We start from the raw sequence: 13,332 nt of genomic DNA, 5'->3' as shown, positions 1-13,332 counted from the left end.
TAGAGGTATAATTATGTTTAAAAATGATATTGAAATAATTGGAATATCCTCTCAAGAAAAAATTAATAAACTTAATTATGATTTTTCTTTCATAAACTATGAAAACAATCATATTTTTATAAATAAAAAATATCACTCAATAGATAAACTAGTAAAAGTTTCTATATCATTAGAACCTTATCTAGAAAACTCCATATATATAAAAGATAAGACTATTATATTAATAGAAGGGAATAAAATATATAATATTGAATATCGAGATCAGAAACATAAAAAATTAAATTTTAGTATTTCTTTACCGCTTTCAATTTCATTTCAAATACCATTAAGTAAATTTAAATTAGATACTTACAATATTAACTTAGTAGATGCTTTATATAAACCTTTATCTGGAAGAATTATTTTTGAAAATTTAACTTACTTAGTTACCTTAAATGATAAAAACAGTTCATTTAAGAAAAAAATATCAGATAAACCAATACATAAAAATCAAGAGGATACAAAAGTCTCTAAGGAGATAATGAAAATAACAACTAAAAGCGAAAATGAATTATTAAAGAATGTAGATCTTTTTGAAGAATTTTTATAATAGGAGGTTTTCTATGAAACTTTGTATTGATGGTTTCGCTGCTTCTAATCTTCCAGGAACTAATATTTTTTCTTACTCTAAAGAAATAATAACTCTTATAAACTCTAAAGATACAATTAATCCTTATATATTATGGGATAGATTTCCCTTAAGTTTTTATTGGGATAGGTTAGAAAACACAAAGTTTGTTCCATTAAAATTAGATAGACTTTCAAATGATTATTCTTCCATTGAAAAATTTATAGAATCTAATAATATAGATATTTTTCATTCACCTAATGATGGATTTAGTATACCAAAAAATAAATGCTGTCAATATATAACTACAATTCATTCTTTATATCCAATAATTTATAAAGATAATGTAGATGAAAAGTACCTTAATAAATTTACTAAAATGGTACCTTATGCTATAGAAAAAAGCGATAAAGTAATTGCAATTTCCCCTATTGTAAAAAGAGATTTAATAAAACATTTTAATGTTCCAGAAGATAAAATAAAAATAGTATATCCAAAATGTAGTGAGATTTTTGTTCCTAAAGAAGATAAATTTTGCAAAGGATTTATTAAACGTCACTATAATATTGATTATCCTTATATTTTATATGTAGGAAGCATAATCTCAAAAAAGAAATTAGATAGTGTAATTAATATCTTAAAAGAAAGTAAGAAAAAAATTAAAGATTTAAAACTTGTAGTTATTGGTGATATATCTGGCAAAAGAGAATCTTATTATTTGAAAATTAAAGAACTAATTGCATCCTATAATTTAGAAGACTCAGTAAATTTTTTAGGAATAATAAAACAAACTCATTTACCTATTTTTTATAAATCATCTGTGTGTGTAATTGATCTTGATGAATACAATTCTTATCCTCTTTCAGCTGTGGAAGCTATTAACTCTGGTGCAATTGTTGTAGTTAATAAAACAGAAATAAATGTTAAAGTATTAAACAAGTGCGCTGTATACTGTGATTTATCACAAATTAATATATTAGCAGATTTTATAGAAGGAATTTATTCTAATTATGATTATAGAGAAAAGATTTTATCAATGATAGAAAAGCCTATTTCCTCCTCTGATGAAAATATTTTATCTATTTATGATTAAAAATGAATATAATTTTCTTATTTATAAATTAATAAGCTATGAATTTAAATTTTTAAATTCATAGCTATTTTTTTATAATTATAGTTTCTATTAATCTCTTATAAACTTCATTTCATAATTAATAGAACTATATTTCATGAAAATCTAAATTTATTGCATTATGATTTATAATATGTCTTTGGACTTCTACTATTTTTGTATTAATATTAGTTCCTTCCACATTTATAATAAGTTTTGCATAATCTCCATTTCTTCTAAGAAACTTGTCCACTTCATTTCCCTTTAAATATATAGGAGTAAAATTTCCATCTAATCTTCTAACCATGCCTGTACATAATCCTTTGTTTCTAAACTTTCTAGTTTTTATTTTTAAATCTCTTAACTTTGCATCTAAACTTCTCATTTTACCTCTCCTTAGATTATTTTTATATTACATTATATTTTTATTTTTTAAATTTATTCTTTATTTATTTTTATTTTTTAAATACATTAATAGGAATATTTTATATAATTTTCATTTATATTTTTCAATTCAAAGAATTTAATTAATTTTCTGTCAATTGTAAACAAACTGTTAAAATTAGCCTTTAAAGCCCTTAAACACTTTAATTTACTTTTCTTTAAGCTAAAATAGTATTAAGAGTTATAAAAGGAGATGATGCATATTATGTGGGAGAAAGCCTCTATTCCTTAGCTTATTTAAGAATTACTAATATAATATGTATATGTTTATCTTAAATGCTATGGGATAAATAAATAATGATTTTAAAGAAAAGAGGGATTTATATGTCACAATTAGCAGTTGAGATACAAGAAAGAAAATCAAATGAAACAGGAAAAAAAGTAAGAAAACATGGAGAAATACCAGGTATAGTATATGGAGAATTTTTAAAAGAAAATATTCCTGTAAAGGTTGAACCTAGAAACTTTTATAAACTATTAAAAAAATCCTCTAAAGGTGAAATAATTCAATTAAAATTTAAACATAAAATGGCTCCATGCGTTATTAAGCAAATTCAAAAGAATAACATTACCGGAGAAGTAATTCATGTAGATTTTCAATATGTTAAGAAAAATGAAGTTATAAAATTAAGTATTCCTATAACTTATTTAGGTTGTGATAATCTTGAGCTAAAGAGATTAATTTTAACAACTTCTTTTAACGATATTGAGGTTGAAGGTGTAGTAGAAAACATACCAGAAGGTATAGAAATTAATGTTGGTACTCTAAATTATGATGATAAAATATTAGCCAAAGATATAAAGCTTCCTGAAGGAGTAAAACTAATAACCGATCCTGAAACTATTTTAGCTGTTATAGGAGCTTAGTTTTAAAATTATCATTCTTTATTGTTTAAAGAAGAAAAATTCCTACAATTTATTTTTAGAAATTTTTGTAGGAATTTTTATTTTATGCTATTAATATATTAATATATATTATTTACCTAAATTTATAAATTTATTAAGAGGTGATATTATGAGTAACAATTTAGGAATAAAGCTAAATAAGCAATATGGAAAAGTTATGAAAAAATTTAGAAAATATGAAACTAAAAGGTCAAAAGAAGATAATAATGACTTTTATTTAGATGATGATGAATTTACAGTTTCAAATTTAGAAGATGAAGATTTACAAGAAAAATCATGTCCATTAAAATCCTTTGTTTTAAAAGCTAAATCCATAAAATTTAATAAAAAGGCTTGTATGTTTGGTTTAGGTGTAATTACTGGGGTTATAATTAGTAATCTTTTAACAAAAGATAAATAAAATTTTTCATAAAAAATTCCTACAAAGCTATTGCAGGAATTTTTTTATTTTATTAAAAGTTTTTATACTATAAAAATTTTATTTATTATTATATCATTTATATTTATCACCTAAAAATTTAACATCCAAATCTTAATTATCTCTCTCATTAAATTCTTAATTTTATCATAGTCAAATATTTAATTATTTCTCTTTTAATAAATATGATGTATACATAAAACTGAATATGAAATACTAAAATTGAGGTGATATTTATGAATGGAAATGCTGGAATAAGATTAAAAAAAGATTATGATTCTATTATGAAAAAATTTAGAAGATATGAAACTAGAAAAAATTTTAAGAAAAATCTAAACTCTAATGATTTTTTTGATATTTTTAATAATTGTTGTGAATCAAATAATGAAAATAACCACTTTGATTCATCCGATGATTATATAAAAGATAAAAATATTTTCTATCCTAAAACTAAATGTCATTCTTCTAAAACTTTTTCTAAAAAATTGTTTATGTTAGGAATGGGAATGACTTTAGGTTTTATAGCTTCTAAATATTATTATAAAAACAAATATTATTTTAAAATAAATCATTAAAAGCTTCATTTGTAAATAATATTTTTTAAATTAAAAAACACTATCAAAAATTTTATTTTAATATATGTTTTGATAGTGTTTGTTTCAATCTTAATAATATTAATCATTAAATATAAATTAATTATATTCTTACTAGTATACTATTTATTTCATTACTTATATTTAATCTTTCTTCATATATCCATTGAAAGTCAAATTCTAAATTAAATACTTTACAAAAAGAATAATAAATATTTATTCTTTGATAGTAATTTTCTAAATCTTCAAGATTTCCAGTATAGCATATAGGTTTTGATATATTATCTTGTTTAACTATAAAAAGTTCATCTATATACTCCAAAAATTGTTCCATTAATTCATCCTTAGATACATCAAAAGGTATTTTTAATAAATCCCATTGAATATCTTGATTAAGTTTATATCCCTTTATCCTATCTAAAATTATTAAATATTCACTTATATCCATTTTTCTATAATAATCTAACTTTTCTTTTCTAGCACTCCATAAAGCTAATTTCTCCCTTAAACTAAGACTTTCTATTTTTAGTATAGCTTCAGATGGACCTATTACAGCTTCTTTTATAACTTCATCATCATCTTCTAATTTTTCTCTTATAAAATTGCTATTATTACCTAAAGCTTTAACATATCCTGTATCATATATTCCTTTTCTTCCAGCTCTTCCTGCTATTTGTTTAACTTCTTGTGACTTTAAAAACCTAACTTCATTTCCATCAAATTTTTTAATATCCAAAAATATAATTCTTTTAATAGGTAAATTTACTCCCATACCTATAGCATCTGTAGTTATTAGTATTTTATTTTCTTTATTTATGAAAGCTTCATATTGCTTTTTTCTAACCTCTGGAGGTAAATCTCCATATATGATGCTAGTTTTTATATTCATGTTTGAATAGTCCTTGGCAAGTTCTAAAACCTTTTTCTTAGAAAATACCACTAATGCATCGCCCTCTGAAGCATCCTTATAATTAAATCCTTTATCTTCTATTTCTAGAGGAATACTTCTTTTATATATTTCAATTTCATACTCTTCCTTGCAATCTTCTAAGATTTTTATTAAAAGATTCTTTGCATTTAAAGCTCCACATATATGGATTTCATTACATCTTAAACCTAAAAGTGCTCTACTCCAAGCAGCACCTCTTTGATCATCATCAATCATTTGAATCTCATCAATAACTGCAATATCATATTCCTTATTTATATTTAATCTTTCTATTGTACAAGAAGTATGAGTTGCATTATTCTTTATTATTTCCTCTTCACCTGTTAAAAGATCACATACTATTCCTTCATTATTAAGCTTTTCAAAATTCTCTAAGGCTAAAATTCTTAAAGGTGATAGATAAATACCTTCCCTAGCTTTTTTTAATCTTTCTATGGCATTATAGGTTTTCCCTGTGTTTGTATCTCCTAAATGTATATAAAATTTTCTTTTTATAGCTCTTGCCATTTTATATTCATCCTTAGGATTATCAGGAAAAACTCTCTTAAATTCTTTTGCTATTAATTTAGGAATGTGCTTTGTTATAAGTAAACTTAAAATTCCAGAGTTTAAAAGTACGTTATAGTTTCTTCTCACTACATCATAATAATCAAAATCTGTATTATTTTTTTTATTATAATCATCTAAAAGTTTTTTTCCTATATATTCTAAAAGATCATTATATCTTTCATAAATCATTGAAAAATCTTTAAATCCTTCTTTATCCATGTCCTTTAAAATAATTATTTTCTTTCTAACTGAAGATTCATGTTCATGCAATGCTGAAACCTTAGAATTATAAACAATTTCTTCTATTTGATTTATTTGCCCCTTTAATTTTTTAAACTCTCTTTGCATAACATTCTTCTTCATCTACATACCTCCAAATATTTTCTCTTTTATTTAAATTAAGCCCATAATATCATATTATAAAAACTAATTCATTAAAAATTTAGTTTAAATTAAATATAATATTATGAGCTTTAAATCTCTTTCTTTTAATTTAATGATTTTTTATAGATATAATAAGCTCCTTTTGCAGCTGAAACCTCTTCATCTATAAAACCGTCTACATTTATATTATTTTTTAAACATTCCTCAAAAGTTTCCCTTAAAACCTTTGCCTTTTTTATTACCCCACCAACTAAACCTATGTAACAACTATTAAAATTAAGTTTTTTGTATACATTTTCAGTAGTTTTTGCTAAGTCTTTTCCTTCTTTAATAAGAATCTCCTTTGCAATAGGATCTCCCTCTTCTCCAAGCTTTGCTATTATAGGAGTTATCTTAGCAATTTCATCTTTGCTCGAAGAATATACAAATTCTACTATTTCATCTACAGAATTAATATTTAAATCTTTCATTATTAGTTTAGACATATTAGACTTTTCCAAGGAATTATCTTGCTCAAAAATCATTCTTTTTATACCATCTATTGCTATTTTATATCCACTTCCTTCATCACCTAAAAGATGACCCCAGCCTCCACATCTAAAGCTTTTATTTTCTCTTATTCCAAAAGCAATAGATCCAGTTCCTGCAATAGTTAATATTCCATCTTCACCTTTTAAAATAGCTCGTAAAGCTAATTCTCCATCATTCATAACTACAGAATCTAAGGAAAGTTTATTTTTTATTTCTTCTCCTATTATGTTTGCATTATTTCCTACTTCTGATCCTGCTATACCTAAATATAGACCCTCTACTCCTTCTATACCAAATTTATCTGTTAAGTCACTAATTGAACTTAAGATATTTTTTAATGCCTCTTCTCTTCCATTAAGTAAATTTGCATAACCTTTTAAGGATACCCCTAATTTTTCACCGTTTAAATTATATGCTACAGCTTCAGTTTTTGTACCTCCGCCATCTACTCCAATAATGTACTTCATATAAATTCTCCTTATCCCCTAAATTTAATAAAACTTTATAGTTATATAAAACTTATTATTTTACTTATATTTTACCATATATTATTTCTTTATTTAAGATAGTCTAAATACATTTCTAATATAATATACTACATATATTACATTTAATTATAATACTTTTTAATTACTCTTAAATATTAATATAATAAATATTAACTTTTGGTAAAAAATAATATGTTTTACTAAAAAAGCACCTGCACATTAAATAATGTACAGGTGCTTTAAAATATATATACTCTTAATATCTTTATTACTAAACCTAAATCTATTCATATTACTCTTCAAGTTTTACATTTATATCAACATATTTTTTATTTCTATAAACTTGTAATTTTAATGTATCTCCAGCGTTATGTTCTTCTTTTATCTTATTTAATTCTTCAGTAGTTTTAACTCTCTTTCCATCTACTTTAGTAATTAAATCTCCAGCTTGTAGACCTGCTTTTTCTGCTGGACTAAATTCTGATACAGCTACTACATATACTCCCTCTACTAAATCGTTAGCTTTAGCTGTATTTTCATCAACATTTCTTACACTTATTCCTAATTTTAATATTGGTTTTGAAAGATCTCCTAATCTTTCTTTTACCTCATCAATAGGAATTGCAAATCCAATACCTTCAACATCTTGTCCTGTCTTCTTCGCAGTATTTATTCCAATTACTTGTCCTTTACTATTAACTAATGGTCCACCACTATTTCCTGGGTTAATAGCTGCATCTGTTTGAATAAATGTAACTTTTTTACCATTCATATCTATAACTCTATTAGGTGAACTTACAATACCTTTTGTTACTGAACCTGCAAATTCTTTTCCTAAAGGATTTCCAATAGCTATAACTTCATCACCAGCTTGAAGTGTTGATGAATCGCCAAGTTCTGCAACTCCTGGTACCTCAACATCATCAGTTATTTTAATTACTGCTAAATCTTGTTCCGCATCATAATTTACTATTTTAGCATTAACTTCTTTTCCGTTATCAAAAGTTACTTTTACTTGATTTGCACCTTTTATAACATGATAATTAGTTACTATATATCCTTTATCATTAATTATAAATCCAGTTCCTACACCTTCTTGTTCTTGTATTGAAAAATTTCCTTGTACTAAACTTTTAGTTGATACTGTAACTACTGCAGGTTCAACTTTTTTTACTACCTCTGGTATAGTTAATGCGCCTTCTGTTGATGACATAAATTTTGGTGGGTTTGATTGTACATTGCTATTAGAAGTTATATTATTTTGTTGTAGTTTATCTTTATTAAAATAATATATTCCAGCAGCTCCTACTCCACCACCAATCATGGCACAGATTAATCCTGCTGCAACAAATGATGCTACTTTTTTCATTCCATTACTCCTTTTCTTATTATTTTTTCTTTGTGGCTCTTTAGTTGTCCATACTCCCTCTTCATTTTCATCTTTGCTTTCTTCTACTATAATAAAATCTGGTTGTTTTTCTTCTTTAATGTTTTCATCCTTTGAAGCTTGATTATTTATATTATCATTTATGTTATTATTTTCATTATTCATAATTAGTACCTCCTAAACATTACTCTATAAAAAATTTATTTTGTTTTCTTTCTACATTTTCTATATTATTCTTAGATTGTTACAGTTCAATGTCAAAAAGTAAACATATTTGTATATTTTATGTTAATAAAATTAAATAAAATTTAATTATACAAATTAAATCAGAATAAATCTCATTTAATATAATAAAATTAATATTTATTAACAAATAGTTAATTAAAGAATTTATTTAAAATTTACTTTAATTCATAATATCTTATATATAATCTACTAAAAAAATAAACTATCTCAAAAATGAGATAGTCGTAATATCTAAAATATATTATATTAAATTTTAAGTAGCCTTTTTAGAATTTATATATTTTTTGCACATCTGTCTTATTGCAGTAGATATATCTTCACTTTTTTCTAAAGAAACTATATCACTACTACTATCAATATCTACTATGTCTAAATCATCTTTGTTAGTAGTTAAATTCTCAAGGTCTTTTTGCTTAGATGAAAATTTACTATTATTAATTATAGTTAAATATTTATCTCCTATTAATCCTTCCTGTTGAGACTTGCTATTACCATTTATGACATTAAATAATTCATTTTTATATGCTGAAATATAGTTATTTCTTGTTCTTAATATTTTAAATTCTTTTTTATCATCTTCATTTATATTGTTTAGATAACCTGTTGGATCTTTTATTAAATTCATATTATATAAAAGTTTTGTTAAGCCCACATAAGAACCCGCTTTTAATATTCCCTGTCCAAAAGCTTTATTTTTATATTCTTTTATAAAATCTGAATCTTTAAATTGATTTTCATTTATAGGATTTATAAGAACCATTCCCTCTACATATTTAGGGAAAATCTTAGCAAAGTTAGTCATAACTAAAGTGCCGTATCCTTCTCCAACTAAAATCACTTGACTATTAATACCAAGCTTTTTTAATACCATTCTTAAATCTCTAGCCTGCTGCTCTGGGGATTTATTTTTATCTAAATCATTTAATCCATAGCCTGTTCTATTATAGAAAAACATTCTACAGTTACCCTCTTTTTCCAATATATCTGCTACCTTTTTCCACTGATTAAAAGGGACTCCCATATCTCCATCAAAAATAACAGTTATATCTCCTTTGCCCATTACTTTATAATGATATTTGTTACCATCAACTCTTACAAATTTATTTTTATCAATAATTCTTCCATCTTCTATCTTACAAGATATAAATTCATATAAAAACCCTATAATTAGTATAGAACCTATAACTAATAAAATATATTTAATAATATCAAAAGGTTTTATATCTCTTTTAATCTTTGTTTTGTGAAAACTATTAGAATACGGTAGTAACTTCATTTAATCCTCCTTAGCGTTCACCTAATTTAAGATTTGGCTTAGCATTTAAATCTAGAGAAGATATATTACCCTTTACAAGTTCAAAATACCCTGCACTTCCAATCATTGCTGCATTATCTGTACAAAGTATTGGTGACGGGAATAGTACCTTAATTCCATTTTTCCCAGCCTCTACTGTTAACTTCTCTCTTAAAGCAGAATTAGAAGCTACTCCTCCTGCTATAGCTATTTTATCAAGATTTCTTCTTTTACAAGTAGTTAAGACATTCTCTGTTAACACATCAATAACTGCTTCTTGAAAAGATGCTGCTACATCTGCTTTATTTATAATTTCACCTGTCATATTCATTTTATTTAAATAGTTTAATACTGATGATTTAACTCCACTAAAAGAAAAATCTAAAGTATTATCATGAAAATTAGCTCTTGGAAACTTAATAGCATTTTTATTTCCCTCTTTTGAAAGTTTATCTATTTTAGGCCCACCTGGATATCCAAGTCCTATAGCTCTTGCTACTTTATCAAAAGCTTCTCCTGCCGCGTCATCTCTTGTTTCTCCTAAAACTTCAAATTTTCCATAATCCATTACATGAACTATAAAAGTATGACCACCTGAAACAACTAAACATACAAAAGGTGGTTTTAAATCTTTATGTTCTATAAAGTTAGCACAGATATGTCCTTCTATATGATTAACTCCTATTAAAGGTTTGTTTAAAGAATAAGCTAATCCTTTTGCATATTGAAGTCCTACTAAAAGTGCTCCTACAAGTCCTGGGCCATATGTAACTGCTACAGCATCTATATCATCTAAAGTTATTCCAGCCTCTAAAATAGCCTCTTCTACTACTGGATTTATAGCCTCTATATGTTTCCTAGATGCTACCTCTGGCACTACTCCACCAAATTTTGTATGTATATCAATTTGTGATGAAATTATATTAGAAAGAACTTTTCTACCATTAACCACTACAGCTGCAGAAGTTTCATCACAACTACTTTCTATCGCTAATATTATTTTATCCTTCATTTATATCCCTCATTCTAATGTTTTAATCATAAGTTATTATACTTTATACGAAAATGTTAATCAATGCAAATTAATATATAATAGTGTAAAATTAAAGTATTATTACATTATAAATCTTATAGTTGTTAAAGTTTTTAAAGGAGTTTTTTATGAAAAAATGTTATGCCAAAGTAATAGTTGAAGGTTCTCCTATAACTAAATCCAATTTTAAATTATTCAATACCCAAGGTAGAGCAATACTACCTTATAATACAGGAAAGTATTACGACAGATATGCAATTTATGAAGAGGAAATTGCATTAAAAGCTAGAAGTCAAAACCCTGATATAGTGTTAGATGAAGCTCTTATCGCTATATTAAAAGTATATTATAAAAGTGAAAAACGCCATCCAGATACTAATAACGTAACGAAAAGCATTTTTGATGGTATAGAAAAAAGTGGGCTTATAATTAATGATGCCCAAATTAGAAGAATAATAATAGAAGAATTTTATGATAAAGAAAATCCACGATTTGAACTTGAACTTTTTGGAGAAAGTTCCTATAAAATCAACTATGAGGTATTAGAAAAAGCTTCAAAGGATGAAAAAATAACCTATTGTCCTCCTCCTAATACAAAAGGAAAATTAAATAAAAACACTAAAAATACTAAAAACAAAACCGACTCTTTAACCATTTGTTCTATATGCGGTAAAAAAATTAAGAATAATGATTTTATTACAGGAGATAAAGGTAGAACCATAATTTGCAAATCTTGTTTAGGTAAAATGTTATAATTTTTAAAATTTTTTAATATAAAAATTTTTAACTTAGTAAACTATAGTTAATAACTTTAGTTTACTAAGTATTTAACTTATAAATCACCTATTTTTTATTATATTACTTTTTAATAATTTTATATAATCAGGATTTGTTCCACAACACCCACCAATTATAGTAGCTCCTAAACCTTTTATTTTCTTCATATCATCTATAAAATCATCTTTTTTATAATCGTATTTAAGATTACCTTTTATTATTTTAGGAGTACCTAAATTAGGTCTACATATTATTTTATATGGAGAATACTTTTCAAGTTCCTCTATTATACTAAACATTGATTTAGGTCCTCTACAACAATTGGATCCCAATGCCACTATATTATTAAAATTTCTTACTTTACTTATAATTTCCTTTATATTTTCACCAGAATATAGTAAGTCTTCTTCATTAAAAGTAAAACTTAAAATTATAGGTTTATTGATTTTATTAAATTGCTCTAATGCTATTAAAGTTTCTTCCAATCTATACTGAGTTTCTAAATATATATAGTCAACATCTTTAAAATCTATAATATTAAAAGCTTTTAAATATATATTTCTCATATCCTTTTTTTTAGCTGAAGCACTTAATGGACCAAAATCTAATGCTATTTTTATATTTGGATTTTCAGCTTTAATATCCTTTATTAAATTAATAACATTTTCTAATACTTTTTTAAAAAGTTCTTCTTTATTTTCATATAAAAGAGAAAGAATTGTAAATGTATTAGTAGATATTATTTCTGCACCAGCTTTTATATAAGATGTATGAATGCTTTTTACTATTTCCTTATTCTCTATATTAGCAAATAATATGTTATTATAGTCTATTCCTTTATTCTTTAGTTCTGTTCCCATTGCACCATCTACTATATATAATCTATCTTCCATAAAACTCCTCTTTCTTATAAAATTATATATAATAATTATATACTAAAAAATATTTTAAGATAAGGTGATAAAATTGAAATTTCTTTGTATAGGTGATAGCTTAACCTTTGGCTATGGACTTTATAAAAATCAATGTTGGGTTGATTTATTAAACATAAATACATCTCATAAATTTATAAATAAAGGCTGTAATGGAGACACAACTTCTGGCATGCTCTCAAGATTCTCTAAAGAATTAGAAAAAGACTCTTTTGATGGAATATTTATAATGGGAGGAAGTAACGATTTACTTAGCGGCAGACATTTAAATTATATAGAAGATAACTTAATTTTAATGGTAAATGAAGCTTTAGAAAAGAATTTAAAGGTTTTTCTTTTAATCCCACCCTTATTTTTTCCTCCCTTAGCTAAAAAACTTTGGTCTTCTAATATTGATTATGAAAATTCAAATAAAAATATAAAACTATTAAAAGAAAATTTAACAAAAAAATTTTTAAATAATAACCATATTAAGATATTAGATTTATCCTCCATAATACCTAACTTTGAAAGTTATTACTTAGATGGCATACATCTAACATATGAATCTAATAAGCTTATATTTAATAATATAATTACGACTTTATAAAATAAATATTTTTAATTAAAAAAAGACTTTCCCTAAATATAAAAATACTATTTAAGGAAAGTCTTAATTTACTCTTGTATTTTTATTACATATT

At 24.5% G+C, this 13,332-nt stretch carries 14 protein-coding genes; 7 read left to right on the top strand and 7 right to left on the bottom strand.

Features of this window, described 5'->3' with window-relative positions; translation table 11 throughout:
* Positions 1-13 precede the first annotated feature (13 nt).
* Both BUA70_RS07435 and BUA70_RS07430 read left to right on the top strand, forming a co-directional pair.
* Positions 14-589, top strand: coding sequence for a hypothetical protein (locus BUA70_RS07435; protein WP_072895706.1), 576 nt, complete (start codon positions 14-16; stop codon positions 587-589).
* A 13-nt stretch (positions 590-602) separates the two neighbouring features.
* Complete coding sequence (locus BUA70_RS07430; protein WP_072895703.1) at positions 603-1,700, top strand: glycosyltransferase; 1,098 nt, start codon at positions 603-605, stop codon at positions 1,698-1,700.
* 127 nt (positions 1,701-1,827) lie between these two features.
* Here the strand turns inward: BUA70_RS07430 and BUA70_RS07425 are convergent, their stop codons facing one another.
* Positions 1,828-2,103, bottom strand: coding sequence for a hypothetical protein (locus BUA70_RS07425; protein ID WP_072895700.1), 276 nt, complete (start codon positions 2,101-2,103; stop codon positions 1,828-1,830).
* 383 nt (positions 2,104-2,486) lie between these two features.
* On the opposite strand from BUA70_RS07425, the gene BUA70_RS07420 reads away from it, so the two are divergent.
* From BUA70_RS07420 to BUA70_RS07410, 3 genes are all read left to right on the top strand, one after another.
* Complete coding sequence (locus BUA70_RS07420; RefSeq protein WP_072895697.1) at positions 2,487-3,029, top strand: 50S ribosomal protein L25; 543 nt, start codon at positions 2,487-2,489, stop codon at positions 3,027-3,029.
* A gap of 148 nt (positions 3,030-3,177) precedes the next feature.
* A complete protein-coding gene (locus tag BUA70_RS07415; protein ID WP_072895694.1) occupies positions 3,178-3,468 on the top strand; it encodes a hypothetical protein in 291 nt (96 codons plus the stop codon).
* 254 nt (positions 3,469-3,722) lie between these two features.
* Complete coding sequence (locus BUA70_RS07410; RefSeq protein ID WP_072895691.1) at positions 3,723-4,061, top strand: hypothetical protein; 339 nt, start codon at positions 3,723-3,725, stop codon at positions 4,059-4,061.
* Between the two features lie 121 nt (positions 4,062-4,182).
* On the opposite strand, the gene BUA70_RS07405 is transcribed toward BUA70_RS07410, so the two are convergent.
* The 5 genes from BUA70_RS07405 to tsaD all read right to left on the bottom strand — a co-directional run bounded on the left by BUA70_RS07405 (position 4,183) and on the right by tsaD (position 10,919).
* The gene (locus tag BUA70_RS07405; RefSeq protein WP_072895689.1) at positions 4,183-5,940 is read right to left on the bottom strand and encodes a helicase-related protein; all 1,758 of its coding nucleotides are present in this window, start codon (positions 5,938-5,940) and stop codon (positions 4,183-4,185) included.
* 125 nt (positions 5,941-6,065) lie between these two features.
* The gene (locus BUA70_RS07400) at positions 6,066-6,959 is read right to left on the bottom strand and encodes an N-acetylglucosamine kinase (protein ID WP_072895686.1); all 894 of its coding nucleotides are present in this window, start codon (positions 6,957-6,959) and stop codon (positions 6,066-6,068) included.
* Positions 6,960-7,272: 313 nt separating this feature from the next.
* The gene (locus BUA70_RS07395; protein WP_111944799.1) at positions 7,273-8,532 is read right to left on the bottom strand and encodes a S1C family serine protease; all 1,260 of its coding nucleotides are present in this window, start codon (positions 8,530-8,532) and stop codon (positions 7,273-7,275) included.
* A gap of 334 nt (positions 8,533-8,866) precedes the next feature.
* Positions 8,867-9,889: an alpha/beta fold hydrolase gene (locus tag BUA70_RS07390; protein WP_072895680.1), complete on the bottom strand. Its 1,023-nt coding sequence runs from the start codon at positions 9,887-9,889 to the stop codon at positions 8,867-8,869.
* Between the two features lie 10 nt (positions 9,890-9,899).
* Positions 9,900-10,919, bottom strand: a complete 1,020-nt coding sequence (gene tsaD / locus BUA70_RS07385; RefSeq protein WP_072895677.1) for a tRNA (adenosine(37)-N6)-threonylcarbamoyltransferase complex transferase subunit TsaD — start codon at positions 10,917-10,919, stop codon at positions 9,900-9,902.
* A gap of 149 nt (positions 10,920-11,068) precedes the next feature.
* Between tsaD and BUA70_RS07380 the strand changes: the two genes are divergently transcribed.
* Entirely contained in the window at positions 11,069-11,695 is a 627-nt protein-coding gene (locus tag BUA70_RS07380) for a RusA family crossover junction endodeoxyribonuclease (RefSeq protein ID WP_072895673.1), read from the top strand.
* An 84-nt stretch (positions 11,696-11,779) separates the two neighbouring features.
* Here BUA70_RS07380 and BUA70_RS07375 read toward each other — a convergent pair whose 3' ends face one another.
* Positions 11,780-12,610 (bottom strand): homocysteine S-methyltransferase family protein, encoded by an 831-nt coding sequence (locus tag BUA70_RS07375; RefSeq protein WP_072895670.1) that lies wholly within the window; start codon positions 12,608-12,610, stop codon positions 11,780-11,782.
* A gap of 73 nt (positions 12,611-12,683) precedes the next feature.
* On the opposite strand from BUA70_RS07375, the gene BUA70_RS07370 reads away from it, so the two are divergent.
* Positions 12,684-13,238, top strand: a complete 555-nt coding sequence (locus BUA70_RS07370; RefSeq protein WP_072895667.1) for a GDSL-type esterase/lipase family protein — start codon at positions 12,684-12,686, stop codon at positions 13,236-13,238.
* Positions 13,239-13,332 lie beyond the last annotated feature (94 nt).

This window comes from Clostridium fallax (assembly GCF_900129365.1).
Taxonomy (GTDB): domain Bacteria; phylum Bacillota; class Clostridia; order Clostridiales; family Clostridiaceae; genus Clostridium_AH; species Clostridium_AH fallax.
Note: the sequence above shows the minus strand (reverse complement) of the source record. Positions and strands in the feature narration are given on the sequence as shown.